Source organism: Mesorhizobium sp. WSM4810 (assembly GCF_055811235.1).
Window position 1 is genome coordinate 532,382 of sequence record NZ_JBVVQV010000001.1, and the last position, 15,582, is coordinate 547,963.

The following is a 15,582-nucleotide window of genomic DNA, read 5'->3' on the forward strand; positions in this document are numbered from 1 at the left end:
GCCGTCCTCATCGAGCCACTGTCCTGCGTGCGCCCGCGCCATCGGCGAAATGGCGATCGATCAGCATCGCCGCATCGAGAAGGGCGCGTGTGTAGGCGTGGCGCGGTCGATCGAAGACGTCGTCGCGGTCGCCGATCTCGACAATCCTTCCGTCCTGCATGACGGCGACCCGATCGGCAACCTGCTCCACCGCACCCAGATCATGCGAGACGAACAGGCAGGCGAACCCGTAGCGTTCCTGCAACGACCGGATCAGAAGCAGGATCTGTTTCTGCACCGTCATGTCGAGCGCCGAGACCGGCTCGTCGGCGACGACGAAGGCCGGTCGCCTGACGATCGCCCGGGCGATCGCGACGCGCTGGCGCTGGCCACCCGAAAGCTGATGCGGGAAACGCTCGAGAAGGTCGCGCGTCAGCCCCACTTCCTCGATGACCTCATTCATGCGCGCGGTCCGCCGCTTGCGGTCCAATTCGGTGTCGAGCTTCAGCGGCTCGGTGATGATCTCGGCAATCGACTGGCGAGGGTCGAGCGACGAATAGGGGTCCTGGAAGACGATCTGCATGTCACGACGCTGCGCACGCGCGTCAGCGGATCGATCGTTTGCAATCGCGGTGCCAAGAAACGAGATCGTACCACTGGCCGGCCTGACGAGACCGACAATGGCGCGCCCGAGGGTCGTCTTGCCGGAGCCCGACGCGCCGACCAGCGCCAGGGTCTCGCCGCGCCGGATGGTCAGGTCGACGCCGTCGACGGCGCGCTTCGGCTGCGCGCGCCCAAACAGCCTGGGACGGCCCGGATAGTCGATGACGACATTGCTGATCTCGACGAGGGGCGGGCCGTCGACGGTTTTTCTCGATCCACCGGCGCTGCGCTTGGGAAGCGCATCCACCAACCGCTTCGTGTAATCGTGCTGCGGTGCGTGAAGCACTTGGGTGCTGCTTCCCTGTTCGACCGCCTTGCCTTCGCACATCACCGTCACGTTGTTCACATAGTGCGACACCATGCCGAGGTCGTGGCTGATCAGCAGGACGGCGGTTCCGTTCTCCCGCGTCAGCTCGACCATCAGGTCAAGCACGTCGCGCTGCACCAGCGTGTCGAGCGCGGTGGTCGGCTCGTCGGCGATCAGCAGGCGCGGCTTGAGCAGCATGACCGATGCGAGCATGATGCGTTGGCGCATGCCGCCGGAGAATTCGTGCGGATAGGCCGCAAGGCATTTGCCGGGATCCTTGATCTGGATCCTCTCCAGCATTGCCAGCGAGCGGTCCTTTATCTCGGCGCGCGACATGGCGCTATGCAGGCGCAGACCCTCCGCCATCTGCTCGCCGATGGTGACGGCGGGATTGAGCGAGACCATCGGCTCCTGGAAAACCATGCCGATCCGCGCACCGCGTATCTGGCGCAGCGCCTTTGGAGCGAGGCCGGTGAGCTCTTGTCCTTCGAAGTGGATGCCGCTGTCCGGCGTCGTGACCAGCGGGGCAGGGAGCAAGCTCACGATCGAGCGGGCCGCCATCGTCTTGCCCGAACCGGATTCGCCGACCAGCGCCAGCATGTCACTGGGGGCGAGGTCGAAATTCAGCCCGTCGACGATCCGCTTTCCCGATGGCCCGACCGAGATCGACAGATTGCGCACTGAAAGCATCGTGTTGTTGTCCGCGGTCGGCACGAGCATGTTTCCAGGACCTACATTTTCGGGTCGAGCCAGTCGCGCACCGCGTCGCCCAGCATGTTGATGCCGAGCAGCGTGATCGAGATGCAGAGACCCGGCAGGATGATCAGATGCGGCGCCTGGCCGATATAGGGCCGAGCCGTCGACAGCATGTTGCCCCAGCTCGGCGCTGGAGGCGGGACGCCCAGTCCAAGAAAGCTCAGCGCGCTTTCCGACAGGATGATCCAGCCGAACATGGTGGTGGCGAGCACGATGATCGGGGCGACGCAGTTGGGCAGCACGTGCCGCGCCATGGTGATGATCTCGCTGTTGCCCATCACCCGCGAGGCCTCGACATATTCCCGCTCGCGAATGGACATCACCGAGGCCCGCACCACGCGCACCACGATCGGCATGTAGGCAAGGCCGAGCGCAACGATGATACCCTCGCGGCTGGCGCCGATCACCGCCATCAGGCCGAGCGCCAGAAGCAGGCCGGGGAAGGCGAGGAAGGCGTCGTTGACCATCATGACGACGCGATCGACCCAGCCGCGCAGGAAACCGGCGAGAACGCCGAACACGATGCCGAGGATCAAGGCGAAGGCGACTGTCGCAAAAGCGATCCAGGCGCTGGTCCGCGCGCCGCTGGCGAGGCGGCTGAGCACGTCGCGCCCGAACTCGTCGGCACCGAGCAGGTGCTGGGGCGACGGCCCGCTGAGGCGCGACGGCAGATCAAGCTTGAGCGGATCGTAGGGGGCGATCCATGGACCGAACACAGCCAGAAGGATCAATGCCCCGGTGACGGCGATCCCGAAGATCGCATTGAATTTCAGGCCGGGCCGGCCGAGCGCACGGGCGATCATGCGGCGACCCTCGGATCGAGCAGCGGATAGACGAGGTCGACGAGAAGGTTGACCACGACATAGATGAAGGCGATGAACAGCATCGTTCCCTGAATCACCGGATAGTCGCGGGCATAGATGGCGTCGACCAGCAGCCGGCCGAGGCCGGGAATGGTGAAGACGGTCTCGATGACGACGATGCTGGAAAGCAGGCTGCCGAGCACCAAGCCGATCAGGGTCAAGGTGGGCGCGAAGGCGTTCTTGAAAGCATGGCGCCACATCACAGCGCTTTCGGAAAGTCCCTTTGCCCGCGCATGGGTGATGTATTCCAGCCGCGCCACCTCGATCGTGCTGGCCCTGGCCATGCGCGCGATCGGGCCGGACTCGACGAGCACCAGGGTGACCACGGGCAGGATCACATAGAGAGCGGCTTGCGCGAAGTCGCGGCTGAAGGGCACGTAGCCGACGATCGGCAGCCAGCCGAGATAGAGGCCGAAGATCAGCATCAGCATCAACCCCAGCCAGAAACTGGGGATCGAGAGCAGGATGGTCGAGGTGGCGACGACGGTGATGTCGCCAAGACTGTCCTGTCTCCAGGCGGCCAGCATGCCGGCCGGCACGGCGATGACGGAGGCGACAAGCACGGCCAGGAGGACGATGATCGAGGAGACGGCAAAACGGTCGAGGATCAGCGGCAGCACCTCTTGCCCGCTGCCGATCGAGCGCCCGAAATCGCCTGTAAGGACGTTGCCGGCCCAGATCAGATATTGCACCACCACGGGCTGGTCGAGCCCCATCTGATGCCGCATGGCTTCGACCTGTCCGGGCTGTGCGAGGTCTCCCAGCATCAGCGTCGCAGGATCACCCGGGATGAAGCGCATCATCACGAAGACCGCAACCGACACCAGGATCAGGGTCGGTATGGCGCTGGCGATGCGGGTCAGGACAAAGCGGACCATCGTTTCTCCTGTGCTGATATCGAAGGTCGCCCCCGTGCCAGCATCGCCTTCTCGGCGCGCTCGCGGACCTCGTCGTCGAGGGTAAGTTCGTAGCGGGTGAATTCGCGGTTCTCGGCCGGCAACGGTGCGATCTCCATGACGCCGGCGGCTGGTTCGAAGACGATCATCGCCACCGTCGCCGAGAGATTGCCGCCTTTCTTCCTGATCCGCGGACGACAGACGCTGAACGGCGAAGCGAAATCGTCGAAGAGGGCTTCCTTCAAATCGTCGATCGTGACGTCCCCATGCCGCGCCGACAGGCGACGGCGCACGCGCTGGTCGCGATAGAGACTGTCCGGCACGTCGCGAAGCCCGGTTTCGCGCAGCTTCGACAACGCCACCGGGCTCTGCCAGTGATTGGCGTGGACGATCATGTCGTCGTCCGGATAGATGGCGAAGGCCTCGTCCGGCGCGCATTCGAAATCGACCGCGAAGCCCTCGGCGGTGCTCAGGATCATGTTGTTGGAGCCGGATTTCGGTGTCGTCGCCACCACCTTGATGGCGTCCGCGAAATGCTGCGCTTCAAGCGCCCGGCGCCGGATGAAGGGCAGCGGAATTCCGATCTCGCGATAGTCGCGGTCCGATTCGAGATAGTTCGCGGTGATGCCGATGCCGGCCGCGTTGAAGCCGCTGCGCGCCAGTCCGCCGGCTTCGGTGAAGGTGAGGAGGTCCGGCCCGTCCGTTCGCCGGATGCGCAGCACCACCGAGGTCTCGGCGCATTCGGCCTTCCAGTCCCAGTTCTGGCCATGGATGAGCCTGCCGTTGCGGGTCGCCTCCGGCAAGATCACAGCGCCCGTGCAGCCGTCGGGCTCGTCGTCGGAAATGCCTTTCTCGCGCCGGGCGAGCTGCAGGATTTCGGTACGCGCGTTGACCAGGACGATCGAGGACAGGTCGAGATTGGCGCCTGACGCGATCCCTTCCATTTCCTCGACGAGATCGGGCGCCCGTTGCCGCAAGCGAGGCAGGAAGATTTCGGAAAACCGCGCGACATCGTCCCGCCCGAAGCCGAACCGGTCGAGCTGCCCTGCGTAGAGCGCCACCGAAGCGCCGATGCGACCGCGCGCCTGTTCGCCATAGGCCATGCCGCGCGCTTTCGGCGCTCCTTCGATCTCGACAAGCGGAAAAGGTGCGACTGTTGTCATCAAGGGAAGCCTCAACTCGTTGAGTTCGGATACTAATGCATTTTGATTGAATGAAAAGCAGGAAAATTCGATAGATTGCCAGTTCGAACTGCGTGGCGCATATCTATAATGCGAAGATGCGAACGCCTGAGGAAGTGCCTATGAATGAAACGATCATCGACCGGCCGGCACGCGGCGAGACGGCCAGTCCGCTGCAGATCGATCTGGCGCGGCGGATCCTGGAGCGGATCAGGGATTCGGGCTGGACGGTTGGAACCCGCGTCTCGGTGCCCGACCTTGCCCGCACCTTCGGCGTCTCGCGTTCTCCGATCAGCGCGGCGTTGGAGCTGCTGGTCGCCCAGGGCATCTTGAGCCCGTTCGAGACGAGGGGGCTGCAATTGGCGCGCGAGGTCGCCGACCTCGACCCTGAGGATATCCTGCCCAGTTCACCGCTCGAGGAGCTTTACCGCAGGATGATGCGTGAGCGCGCGCTCGGCCAGCTGCCGCAAGAGGTGTCCGAGGCGGAACTGATGCCGCGCTATCAGGTGTCGCGCGGCGTCGTGCGCAAGCTTTTGCTCCGCTTTGCCGCCGAAGGGCTGGTGCAGCGCCTGCCGGGGCATGGCTGGCGTTTCGCCGACACGCTGGTCGGCGAGGACGCCTACCGGGAAAGCTATGAATTCCGGACGGCCGTCGAATGCGCGGCGCTGCGGTCCCCCATGTTCAATGCGGATCCTCAGCAACTGGCGCCGGTCCGCCGCGCTCACCAGCGCATCCTGGCGATCGTGTCGACGGGCAAGACGCTGATCGGCGGCGACGAATGGTTCCGGATCAACGCATCCTTTCACGAAGGGCTTGCGGCCTGTTCCGGCAACCGGTTCCTGGCGGATGCGGTGCGCCAGCAGAACAATCTGCGCCGGTTGCAGGAGTCGGCGGGTTTCGAGGAACTGCCGGCGGAACGCATCGAGCAGTCCTGCCGGGAACATCTGGCCATCCTCGATGCCGTCGAGGCGGGCGAGATCGAATGGGCCGAGGCGCTGCTGCGCCAGCATCTAAGGCAGGCATCCGAGTTCGCTTCGCCGCAGCGCTCGATCTGATGCCTGCTATGTCCGCGACGATGAGCATTTCCGTCGTCATTTTCCGCGCCTGATCACCACTGACAGGACCGAGACGACGGCGACGCAGCCCGCATGCTGGCCGCTCAGTGAGCCAACGCGCCGACGCCATCTCGGATCCATGCGGGGATCTGGGCGATCTGGAACGAGCGTCTCCGCTCCGTCAACTCCCGGGAACTTTGGGACTGATTTTCAGCGGCGCATCATTCTCATCCGGATTGGGGACAGGAGCTTCGTCGGGAAGTCTGTCCGGGTCCGGCTCACGCACCGGCTTCGGTTCAGGAAACGGCGGCGGTGTGGGCGCGGGAGTGGGCGTTGGTTCGGGAGTGGGAAGAATGGCCATGGTGTGATTTCCTTCCGCTCGCACTCTGCCTTGGCGGGTCACCGACGTCGGCTGGGATTTTTGAAGCCACCCGTTTCGATCGGTTTTCGCTCGGGCTGACGCACGCAGAACGACCACGCATGCCTATGGTTCCGACGCGAGCCTCCGATGATCCCGCAGGCATCGGCATTCGTGGCCGGACGGGGCCGTCAGAAAAGTGATCGATTGGTCCGCGCATGAGGGCCTTGCCGGCGTCGTGGAGCGCCATAATTTCCATTTCAGGGTGGGACGAACTCACCTGCTGAATAGGAGGCGGCCGTGAAGCACCAAACACTTGACCAACTGCATACCGTTGCCGACGTTCACGCTGAAGCAACAGACCTCGTAGCGACTCGAAGCCAGCGTCTCGAACGTTGGGCGAAACTGCTGGAGAAAAACCCCGATCGACGTCTCGAAGCGTTGACCGGCACCGAATACAAGTCCCCTGAGATACGCGAGAAAATGCGTTACAACGACTCGCCTCTCACGGTTGCCTTCGAGGACCCGATCTTTCGCGCGCAAGGCTTGAGAGATGACACCTACGGTGAAGCCAAGCGCTTCTTCGAACTGACCGACTGGCAGCTGCACGAAATCGTCTGCCATTGCCATGTCGGCGCCTCGATACGAGCGCGATGGGCTGCCTCTCGCGTCCGTTCGGCAATGTCCGAAAGGTTTGGTTTCTTCGCCTGGCTGCGAGGAATATTCATGCACTGACGCTTCGGGCACTGACGCTACGGGCATTGACGCTGCCGGCATTTATGTTGGGGGGCCGGCATGTTCGGGTGATGGGGCGGCGAAGTGATTTCCACGCCTCGCATCAGCGGTCGTTGATGAGCGGATAGGCCGTTTCGACGGCGATCCGCCATCGGCGAAGCTCGAACCATAGGCTCGATACCACAGGGATGCGCGGATTTCAGTCGGCGGGCGCCGTGTAGCGACGATGGACTGCTTCCGCAATGGCGGCGCGGCTTTCCATGAGGATCGAGCTATCGTCATCCTCGATGACAGCCGCTGCCTCCGCAAGCGCCTTTTCCTTGACCTGTTGCGGAACCGCTGGCTGTCGATTGCTCCCGCGCAAGGCAACGTCGCGGAGGCTTGGCCTTCAAGCCGGTACACACTCCTAGCCGATGATCCTGAATCCGTTCGGCTCCTGGCCGGCATCGACGTCCTGGGATGTCACGCTGGAGACCGACGCTCCGGTCGGCCCTTTCCACAACCGGTCCAACATGGTCGAAACCGCGCCTTCGGCTCCGACGATCAGTGCCGTTACGGATCCATCCTCCTCATTGCGAACCCACCCGGACAGACCGAGCCTCTCGGCCTCGGTCCGTGTCCACACGCGAAACGAGACGCCTTGCACCCTTCCCCTCAGTCTGACGCGTACCGCCTTGCGCCCGTCCTCCATGGTCGCCTCCGTGCAGTTGGTTTGTTCACACCTTCAACTCACCAGCGGCGAGAAAGGCTCCGCCATCACATTTTACGCTTTATGACGGCAACGGAACCATGCGGCGGCGGCTTTGTTTAAAAGACGGACAGCTGCAGGTTGCTGGGCCTCGGAGCCACGATTTCATGACCAACGATTCTCCAACGGGAGGCGCCATCCCGGCATCCGTTCCGACGATCGATCCGAAAGCGGCGCCGACGCTTCAACACGCCGAGGCCGAGGTCTTTTATACAGAGGCGATCCGCGAACTCGCCGCAACGGACATCCCCTTTCTTGTCGCCGGCACCTACGCGGTGAGCGCCTATACGGGCGTCACGCGCCAGACCAAAGACCTCGACATTTTCTGCAAGGCCGGCGACTACGCGCGCATTCTGGCGCATTTCAAGCAAGCCGGCTATGCGGTCGAGATCGTGGACGACCGGTGGCTTGGAAAGGTCTTCAAGAGCACGCATTTTTTTGACGTCATATTCGCATCGGCGAACGGCACCATGCCGGTCGGCGATCAGTGGCTGGAGCATGCGCGGCAAATCGAGCTGCTGGGCAGTCAGGTGCGGATCGTCGGTCCGACCGAGCTTATCTGGTCCAAATGCTTCATCCAGGACAGAAGCCGCCACGACGGCGCCGACATCGCTCATACCATCCTCAAGGCGCAGGATCAGATCGATTGGCGCCGGCTGCTTTCCTACCTCGAAGTCCACTGGGAGGTGCTGCTGATGCAGCTTCTCAATTTCCGCTGGATTTATCCGAGCGAGCGCGATCACGTTCCCGCCTGGCTGCTCGACGAATTGCTTGACCGGCTCGCCAAGCAGCGGGAGTTGCCTACGCCCCGAATGAAAATCTGCCGCGGGCGCCTGCTTTCGCCGACCGACTACGAGATCGACGTCAAGGAGTGGGGTTTTGCCGGCGTCGGCGGAACAGGAGAATTTCGTGATGGCTGAGAGGAACGAGGCTGCTACGGCAAGGGTTGGGAACGGCGGCACCGTGAGGATTGCGGCTATCGGCGACCTGCATGTGCGGGAAGACGCCCAGGCCTCCTGCCGTGATCTCTTCGGCGAAGTTTCGCGCGAAGCGGACGTCCTCGTGCTCACTGGCGACCTCACCAATCTCGGCAAGCCGCGTGAGGCCGAAATCCTTGCGGAGGATTTGCGCGCCTGCGCAATCCCGGTCGTCGCCGTGCTCGGCAACCATGACTATGAATCCGGCGCGGTCGAGGACGTCGCCCACATCCTTCGGCAGGCGGGCGTCCATCTTCTTGACGGCCAGACCACGGAAATCAAGGACGTCGGCTTTGTCGGCGTGAAGGGGTTCATTGGCGGTTTTGGATCACGCATGCTCGGCTCCTTCGGCGAGCCGGCGATCAAGGCGATGGTCGCCGAAAGCGTCAGCGAATCGATGCGGCTCGAAAACGCAATGCGGCAGGTTCGCACCAATCGTACGCTTGTCGTCCTGCACTACGCTCCGGTGGTCGAGACGGTCGCTGGCGAGCCATTGGAGATTTTTCCGTTCCTGGGCTCGTCGCGGCTGGCGGAGACGATCGATCGGTTCAAGGTCAGCGCCGTGGTGCATGGCCACGCGCATCGCGGCATCTATGAAGGTCGCACGCCCGGCGGTGCCCCGGTCTACAACGTCGCCATGCACGTGGCGAAGCCGACCGGCCGTCCCTACGCCCTGCTCGAAATCTGAAACACCCCGCGCCTCGTCAGCGATCGATCTCGCCGAACACGATATCGAGCGAGCCGATGATCGCGGCGACATCGGCGAGCATGTGCCCGCGCGACAGAAAATCCATCGCCTGCAGATGGGCAAAGGACGGCGCGCGGATCTTGCACCGATAGGGAGTATTGCCGCCGTTCGAAACCAGATAGACGCCGAACTCGCCCTTCGGCGCCTCCACCGCGGCGTAGACTTCTCCGGCGGGCACGCGAATACCCTCCGTGTAGAGTTTGAAATGGTGGATGGTCGCTTCCATCGAGCGTTTCATCGTCGCCCGCGGCGGCGGCGTGATCTTTTGGTTCGGAATTGCCACCGGCCCTTGGCCTTCGGGCGATCGCAATTTCTCCAGGCATTGCCTCATGATCCGCACCGACTGGCGCATTTCCTCCATGCGGACGAGATAGCGGTCGTAACAGTCGCCGTTCTTGCCGATGGGAATGTCGAAATCCATCTCGGGGTAGCATTCATATGGCTGTGCCTTGCGCAAGTCCCACGCCGCGCCCGACCCGCGCACCATGGGGCCGGAGAAGCCCCAGGCCCAGGCGTCGTCGAGGCCGATCACGCCGACATCGACGTTGCGCTGCTTGAAGATACGGTTTTCGGTGAGCAACTCGTCGAGGTTGCCGCAAACCTTGAGGAACGGATCGCAGAAAGCCCAGATGTCGTCCAGGAGCTTCGGAGGCAGGTCCTGGTGCACGCCACCGACCCTGAAATAATTCGCATGCATGCGGGCGCCGGAGGCGCGCTCGTAAAACACCATCAGCTTCTCGCGCTCGGCAAAACCCCAGAGCGGAGGCGTCAGCGCGCCGATATCCATGGCCTGTGTCGTGACGTTGAGGAGATGCGACAAGAGCCGGCCGATTTCGCAAAACAGAACACGGATGAGCTGTCCTCGCTTCGGGACCGAGATTTCCAACAACTTCTCGGCGGCGAGGCAGAACGCATGCTCCTGGTTCATCGGCGCGACATAGTCGAGCCGGTCGAAATAGGGCAGAGCCTGCAGATAGTTCTTGTACTCGATCAGTTTTTCGGTGCCGCGGTGGAGCAGGCCGATATGGGGATCGGCGCGATCGACGACCTCGCCGTCCAGTTCGAGCACCAGGCGCAGCACGCCGTGAGCAGAGGGATGCTGCGGTCCGAAGTTGATGGTGAAGTTGCGAACTGCGGCTTCGACCATGACGCTGCTCCGCTGTACCGGGTTTCAGGGCCGAAGCCCAGTGCTCCGGCCCGCCACGCCCGGACCACCGATCAGGTGCCCGCCAATCACGTGCCCGCCAATCACGTGGTTGTCTGGATGATCAGAGTCAGCATGCCGTCGCCGTCGATTTTGGCGGCAACAACCTGCGACGAATCCAGCCCGTTCGCCGCCAGCACCGATGCTGCCTGTGGCGAGGCATCGATCGAGCTCTGCAGAGTAAGCAGATCTTCAACGCTGGTCTGGGTGATCACGGCCTCGGCTTGCGTCTTGAGTTCCGGCGGCAAATCCTCGAGGGCGACAATGGCAATGCCAGTAAAATTCTGGTCGGTGAAACCTTGATCCGGCAGGGCTTGGTCAGGCAGGGCCTGGTCAGGCGTTTGGTTGGGCAAGCTTGGATCGGGCAGGGCTTCCGGAGCCGGGGGTGCGATTTGGGGAAGCTGCGGGTCGGTGGATTGCGCGTGGATCGGCTGCGCCAGGGCCAATCCCGAAAGGGCGGCAATTGTCGTCAATATGCGCATGATCGTTCCTTCCGTTTTCCGTTTTGCTCGAGGAGGATCACCTGGTGACCACACAACCATTGTCCCGGATTATGGTTCCCGTCCGTCACGGATATGGCCATGGTGGAGCCTATCCTGGCGCGAGCGGTCGAAAGATAGAACGATTCCGACAGGCGTTCATTCTCCCCTGATCACACCTTCATCACAGGATCGGCGGGGCGCTGCAGCTCAAGGAGAAAGCCATGAGAATCAGCGAGTGCATGACACGGAAAGTTCAGGTCGCCAGTCCGGACCAGTCCTTGCGGGATGCCGCACGAGCCATGGCCGATCTTGACGCCGGTGTTCTGCCCGTGGGTGAGAATGAGCGGCTGGTCGGCATGATCACGGACCGCGACATTGCCGTCCGTGGCATCGCGGAGGGTAGAGGTCCCGACACCAAGATCAGGGATGTGATGAGCGCGGAGGTACAGTGCTGCTTTGACGACCAGGAAGTCGGCGATGTCCTTCAGAATATGCGCGATCTCAAACTGCGGCGAATGCCGGTGATCAGCCGCGACCGGCGGTTGGTTGGCATTGTCTCGCTCGGCGACCTCGCCACGAACGGCGAGCCCGCCTGGGCCGGCGAAGCGCTGGGCGGCATTTCGCAGCCGGGCGGCGACCATTCTCAGACGGCGCACTGATGCATCATAAACAGATTTGAAGTTCCTGCTCGATCGACGGCATCGGCGTTCAGGACTTCGAATCCACAACCGTACTGGAGTCACTCCTTTGCGCTACAGGGCCGCACGCCCGGACGCGCGAGCACTTGGTTTGCGCATGATTCCCAGCGAAAATCGATTTCCGGGATCATCCGGGCCGACGCTACGCTACGGAGAATCGATCGATGACCCACAGCCATGTCCCGTCGCCCTGGCGGCGGGCGACCTCGGCGGTTACGGTGCGATCGGGAAGATGGGTTGACGTCAGTGCCAAATCTCCGCTGACAACAGCCGGAGCCTGATTTCCGGCGGCATATTTTCGGCCCGTTGCGGTGATGTCGGCGAAGAGTGCCCGGATCGCTTCGCGGCCACGCGTCAGTCGCCCGTCACCGCTGTCGACGACGGCATGCGGCTCAAAAAGCGCGGCCATGCCGTCGATGTCTCCCACCCACTGCCGGGAGATCAGCAGACGCTCCAGATCCTGGGGATCACGCGCCGGCTCGCGGCTTGCTTCATCGGTCATGGCGAAACTCCTCCGACGCTCGGTAGCAAAGCGTTCGATCCTGCGCCAAGTTTCGTTGGAAGACGAGCCGCAAGCTCCGCCATGCTGATCGCAAGGTGGAGCAGCCTGGCGATCATCCTCCCCAGCCGAGATCGCGATCCGCAACGCGCCATTCGGCGGTGCGGGCGCGGCGCCGGTGGCTGCGGCTGTCGTTGAGGAAGTCGGCGATCCTTGCCGCCGACTTCGCCGAGGCGAAAGTCAGCAGCCGATCGTGATGGACGACGGGCTCGCCGGTCTCATTGTCCCAGATCTCGAACCGGCAGCTTGGGTTCGGTATGGCTTCGAAACGGATCTTCATATCGATGGTCCCGGTGATCGTCGGACCGAGGTTCCGCGATCCCGGCTTATGGATGGCTTACGGGCGTTTGGATTATGCCTTTGGCAGCGGGCGCGCTCGCGCGGGTCGCCCTCGGCTAGCCGCCTTCGGCGCGAGGCGCTGGGCGACATGGTCGGCGATCGCCAGGCTTGAGGTCAGGCCGGGGCTCTCGATGCCGAACAGATTGACCAGGCCCTCCACGCCATGCACCGCCGCGTCCTGGATGACGAAGTCGGCATTGGCTTCGCCGGGACCGGAGAGCTTCGGCCGGATGCCGCTATAGGCCGGCCGCAGGCTGCCATCGGCCAGGTCCGGCCAGTATTTGCGGATCTCGTCGTAGAAGCGCTCGCCACGTATTGGATCGACGCGATAGTCGAGTTGATCGGTCCATTCGACGTCAGGCCCGAAGCGGGCGACGCCGTCGAGGTCGAGCGTCAGATGGACGCCGAGCCCGCCGGGTTCGGGCACGGGATAGACCAGCCGCGAGAACGGCGCCCGGCCGGCGACCGAAAAGTAATTGCCCTTGGCGTAGCGAAGTTCTGGCACGAATTGCCGGTCGAGCCCGTCAAGCGAGCCGGCAAGTGCCGCGGCGCCAAGCCCGGCGGCGTTGATGAAGCGCTTGGTGGCGATTTCAAAGCGCTCGCCGCTGGTGCTGTCGACCGTGTCGAGCACGATGCGCTCGCCCTCGATGCGGCCCGAGACGATGCGGGTGTTGAGGCTGAGCGCCGCCCCGTGCTCCTCGGCGTCGCCCAGCAGTGCAAGCATCAGCGCATGGCTGTCGATGATGCCGGTGGCGGGTGACAGCAGCGCGGCCGTGCCGCGCAGCTTGGGTTCCAGCCTGCGCGCCTCTGCTGCGGTCAAGGACGTCAAATCGCCCGCGCCGCAAGCAGCGGCGTTGGCCAGGATCGAAGCGAGCACCGGCTCCTGTTCGGCATTTGTGGCGACGATGAGCTTGCCGCAGCGCGCATGCGGCACCGCCCGCTCCTCGCAATAACGGTAGAGCCTTTCGCGGCCTGCCACGCAGAGCCGGGCCTTCAGCGATCCGGCCGGATAGTAGATGCCGGCATGGATGACCTCGGAATTGCGCGAACTGGTCCCGGTGCCGATCGCGTTCTCGGCCTCGAGGATCAGGGTGTCCATGCCGCGCCGCGCCGTCTCTCGCGCGATCGCGAGGCCGATGACGCCGGCGCCGGCGACGATGCAGTCGACATGGTCCACGATCAGGCCACCTCAGCCTTGTTGTTGTGCCTGCTGGTGACCTGTTCGGGAATCAAGTCTTGGCCACGCGCACCGCCGGCTTGGCGCAGGTTCTCGCGTTCAGCAGCCTCGAAGCTGAAATTCTGCATGTCTTCCGTCCATCCGCCTGCCCTTCCAAAAGGGCTTGACACCCTTACAAGAAACGGATGCAGCAAACAGCATTAATCCAGAGGCCGATGCGCGCGCCGAACGGCGGCAGGACGCACGTCCCGGCATGCAGGACAGGAGCCATCATGGACGCTCGACCGAATTCTCCCGAAGCCCGCGACATCAGCTACCACATGCACGGCTATACCAATGCCCGCAAGCACGAGGAAGCAGGGCCACTGGTCATCGAGAAGGGCGACGGCATCTATGTCGAGGATCTCGCCGGCAACCGCTATATCGAGGCGATGGCCGGGCTTTGGAGCGTCGCGGTCGGCTTCTCCGAGAAGCGGCTGGTCGACGCTGCGGTGCGCCAGATGTCCAAGTTGCCTTACTATCACGACTTCGGCTCCAAATCGCATTCGCCGCTGATCGATCTCGCCGAGAAGCTGGTGCAGATGGCGCCGGTGCCGATGAGCAAGGCGTATTTCACCAATTCCGGCTCCGAGGCCAACGATACGGCCATGAAGATGATCTGGTACCGGTCGAATGCGCTCGGCCAGCCGGCGCGCAAGAAGATCATCAGCCGCATTCGCGGCTATCACGGCGTCACCATTGCCTCGGCGAGCCTGACCGGGCTGCCCAACAACCACAATTCCTTCGACCTGCCGATCGCCAATGTGCTGCACACCTCGACGCCGCACCACTGGCGCGAGGCGCTGCCAAATGAGAGCGAAGGAAAGTTTTCGAGCCGGCTTGCCGACGATCTGGAAAAGCTGATCCTGGCCGAAGGACCGGAAACCGTCGCTGCCTTCTTCGGCGAGCCGATCATGGGCGCCGGCGGCGTCATCGTGCCGCCGGCAGGCTACTGGGAGAAGATCCAGGCGGTGCTGTCGAAATACGACATCCTGCTCGTCGCCGACGAGGTGATCTGCGGCTTTGGCCGAACCGGCGAAATGTTCGGCTCGCAGACCTTCGGCATCAGGCCCGACATCATGGTGCTGTCGAAGCAGATCTCTTCGTCCTACCTGCCGATCTCGGCCTTGCTGATCAATGAGAAGGTTTTCGAGCCGATTGCCGACGAAAGCAATCGCATCGGCACCTTCGGCCACGGCTTCACCGGCGGCGGCCATCCCGTTGCGGCGGCGGTCGCGCTGGAGAACCTGAAGCTGATCGAGGAGCGTGATCTCGTCGGCAATGCGCGCACGGTCGGCGCGCATATGCAGAAGCGGCTGCGCAAGCTCGCTTCGCACCCGCTTGTCGGCGAGGTGCGCGGCGTCGGCCTGATCGCGGCGGTCGAACTGGTCGGCGACAAGGCGAACAAGACGCCGTGGGAGACGGCCGGCGCACTGGGCGGGCTCGTCAACGGTTTCATGCAGCAGAACGGCGTCATCTCGCGCAACATGGGCGATGCACTGGCCTTCTGCCCGCCGCTGATTATCACCGAGCCCCAGGTCGATGAGGTGATCGACGCGTTTGAAAGATCGCTTGAAGCCGCGGTCAAGCAGGTCCTGTAGTGGCGCCCGTCGCTCGAGATCATGCCGTTATAAGAGAACCGAATTTTTCTTATAACTGGAGCCGCTAACTGGAGCCGCCTGACATGAAGACGGTCGACCGCAAGCGGCGTTATAAGAAAATTGCGAAAAACTTATAACGCCGCAGGAGAGGTTCAGGAATCCTTGTTGCCGTCGTGCGGCCAAATCAGAATGGTTTTGCGCGCAGACCCTGGGACCC

The 15,582-nt window shown here is 63.2% G+C and carries 19 protein-coding genes; 6 read left to right on the forward strand and 13 right to left on the reverse strand.

Going from position 1 to position 15,582, the window contains the following annotated elements:
* Positions 1–7: 7 nt before the first annotated feature.
* The 4 genes from AC0L3O_RS02535 to AC0L3O_RS02550 are packed head-to-tail and all read right to left on the reverse strand — an operon-like array spanning position 8 to position 4,627.
* Positions 8–1,639: an ABC transporter ATP-binding protein gene (locus tag AC0L3O_RS02535; protein ID WP_473614740.1), complete on the reverse strand. Its 1,632-nt coding sequence runs from the start codon at positions 1,637–1,639 to the stop codon at positions 8–10.
* A gap of 41 nt (positions 1,640–1,680) precedes the next feature.
* Positions 1,681–2,508, reverse strand: a complete 828-nt coding sequence (locus AC0L3O_RS02540) for an ABC transporter permease (RefSeq protein ID WP_128173112.1) — start codon at positions 2,506–2,508, stop codon at positions 1,681–1,683.
* A complete protein-coding gene (locus tag AC0L3O_RS02545) occupies positions 2,505–3,446 on the reverse strand; it encodes an ABC transporter permease (protein WP_023797824.1) in 942 nt (313 codons plus the stop codon). Before AC0L3O_RS02545 ends, AC0L3O_RS02540 begins: the two co-directional genes overlap by 4 nt.
* Positions 3,428–4,627 carry a C45 family autoproteolytic acyltransferase/hydolase gene (locus tag AC0L3O_RS02550; protein ID WP_023797825.1) on the reverse strand — a complete coding sequence of 400 codons (1,200 nt, stop codon included), beginning with the start codon at positions 4,625–4,627 and terminating at the stop codon, positions 3,428–3,430. The genes AC0L3O_RS02545 and AC0L3O_RS02550 overlap by 19 nt, the downstream gene beginning before the upstream one ends.
* Before the next feature lie 140 nt (positions 4,628–4,767).
* On the opposite strand from AC0L3O_RS02550, the gene AC0L3O_RS02555 reads away from it, so the two are divergent.
* On the forward strand, positions 4,768–5,700 hold the full coding sequence (locus AC0L3O_RS02555) for a GntR family transcriptional regulator (RefSeq protein WP_023797826.1): 933 nt from the start codon (positions 4,768–4,770) through the stop codon (positions 5,698–5,700).
* 181 nt (positions 5,701–5,881) lie between these two features.
* Here the strand turns inward: AC0L3O_RS02555 and AC0L3O_RS02560 are convergent, their stop codons facing one another.
* The gene (locus AC0L3O_RS02560) at positions 5,882–6,061 is read right to left on the reverse strand and encodes a hypothetical protein (RefSeq protein WP_084833640.1); all 180 of its coding nucleotides are present in this window, start codon (positions 6,059–6,061) and stop codon (positions 5,882–5,884) included.
* Positions 6,062–6,358: 297 nt separating this feature from the next.
* Between AC0L3O_RS02560 and AC0L3O_RS02565 the strand changes: the two genes are divergently transcribed.
* Positions 6,359–6,793 carry a hypothetical protein gene (locus AC0L3O_RS02565; protein ID WP_084646611.1) on the forward strand — a complete coding sequence of 145 codons (435 nt, stop codon included), beginning with the start codon at positions 6,359–6,361 and terminating at the stop codon, positions 6,791–6,793.
* A 199-nt stretch (positions 6,794–6,992) separates the two neighbouring features.
* Here AC0L3O_RS02565 and AC0L3O_RS02570 read toward each other — a convergent pair whose 3' ends face one another.
* Both AC0L3O_RS02570 and AC0L3O_RS02575 read right to left on the reverse strand, forming a co-directional pair.
* Positions 6,993–7,157, reverse strand: coding sequence for a hypothetical protein (locus tag AC0L3O_RS02570; RefSeq protein WP_023797828.1), 165 nt, complete (start codon positions 7,155–7,157; stop codon positions 6,993–6,995).
* A gap of 42 nt (positions 7,158–7,199) precedes the next feature.
* On the reverse strand, positions 7,200–7,484 hold the full coding sequence (locus AC0L3O_RS02575) for an acylphosphatase (RefSeq protein ID WP_023797829.1): 285 nt from the start codon (positions 7,482–7,484) through the stop codon (positions 7,200–7,202).
* Between the two features lie 164 nt (positions 7,485–7,648).
* On the opposite strand from AC0L3O_RS02575, the gene AC0L3O_RS02580 reads away from it, so the two are divergent.
* Both AC0L3O_RS02580 and AC0L3O_RS02585 read left to right on the forward strand, forming a co-directional pair.
* A complete protein-coding gene (locus tag AC0L3O_RS02580; RefSeq protein ID WP_023797830.1) occupies positions 7,649–8,461 on the forward strand; it encodes a nucleotidyltransferase family protein in 813 nt (270 codons plus the stop codon).
* Positions 8,454–9,206 (forward strand): metallophosphoesterase family protein, encoded by a 753-nt coding sequence (locus AC0L3O_RS02585; protein ID WP_023797831.1) that lies wholly within the window; start codon positions 8,454–8,456, stop codon positions 9,204–9,206. Before AC0L3O_RS02580 ends, AC0L3O_RS02585 begins: the two co-directional genes overlap by 8 nt.
* Before the next feature lie 16 nt (positions 9,207–9,222).
* Here AC0L3O_RS02585 and AC0L3O_RS02590 read toward each other — a convergent pair whose 3' ends face one another.
* The gene (locus AC0L3O_RS02590) at positions 9,223–10,413 is read right to left on the reverse strand and encodes an NADH-quinone oxidoreductase subunit D (protein WP_128166599.1); all 1,191 of its coding nucleotides are present in this window, start codon (positions 10,411–10,413) and stop codon (positions 9,223–9,225) included.
* A 101-nt stretch (positions 10,414–10,514) separates the two neighbouring features.
* The gene (locus AC0L3O_RS02595; RefSeq protein WP_473614685.1) at positions 10,515–10,952 is read right to left on the reverse strand and encodes a hypothetical protein; all 438 of its coding nucleotides are present in this window, start codon (positions 10,950–10,952) and stop codon (positions 10,515–10,517) included.
* A 221-nt stretch (positions 10,953–11,173) separates the two neighbouring features.
* Between AC0L3O_RS02595 and AC0L3O_RS02600 the strand changes: the two genes are divergently transcribed.
* Positions 11,174–11,611, forward strand: coding sequence for a CBS domain-containing protein (locus tag AC0L3O_RS02600; RefSeq protein ID WP_023797834.1), 438 nt, complete (start codon positions 11,174–11,176; stop codon positions 11,609–11,611).
* 181 nt (positions 11,612–11,792) lie between these two features.
* Here AC0L3O_RS02600 and AC0L3O_RS02605 read toward each other — a convergent pair whose 3' ends face one another.
* The 4 genes from AC0L3O_RS02605 to AC0L3O_RS02620 all read right to left on the reverse strand — a co-directional run bounded on the left by AC0L3O_RS02605 (position 11,793) and on the right by AC0L3O_RS02620 (position 13,853).
* The gene (locus tag AC0L3O_RS02605; RefSeq protein WP_473614687.1) at positions 11,793–12,152 is read right to left on the reverse strand and encodes a YybH family protein; all 360 of its coding nucleotides are present in this window, start codon (positions 12,150–12,152) and stop codon (positions 11,793–11,795) included.
* A 112-nt stretch (positions 12,153–12,264) separates the two neighbouring features.
* Complete coding sequence (locus AC0L3O_RS02610; RefSeq protein ID WP_023797836.1) at positions 12,265–12,489, reverse strand: hypothetical protein; 225 nt, start codon at positions 12,487–12,489, stop codon at positions 12,265–12,267.
* A gap of 72 nt (positions 12,490–12,561) precedes the next feature.
* On the reverse strand, positions 12,562–13,725 hold the full coding sequence (locus AC0L3O_RS02615; protein ID WP_473614688.1) for an NAD(P)/FAD-dependent oxidoreductase: 1,164 nt from the start codon (positions 13,723–13,725) through the stop codon (positions 12,562–12,564).
* Between the two features lie 2 nt (positions 13,726–13,727).
* Positions 13,728–13,853: a hypothetical protein gene (locus AC0L3O_RS02620; protein WP_287249441.1), complete on the reverse strand. Its 126-nt coding sequence runs from the start codon at positions 13,851–13,853 to the stop codon at positions 13,728–13,730.
* Positions 13,854–13,997: 144 nt separating this feature from the next.
* Here AC0L3O_RS02620 and AC0L3O_RS02625 point away from each other — a divergent pair, with 144 nt between their 5' ends.
* Positions 13,998–15,365, forward strand: a complete 1,368-nt coding sequence (locus AC0L3O_RS02625) for an aspartate aminotransferase family protein (protein WP_473614690.1) — start codon at positions 13,998–14,000, stop codon at positions 15,363–15,365.
* The last annotated feature ends 217 nt before the right edge of the window (positions 15,366–15,582 follow it).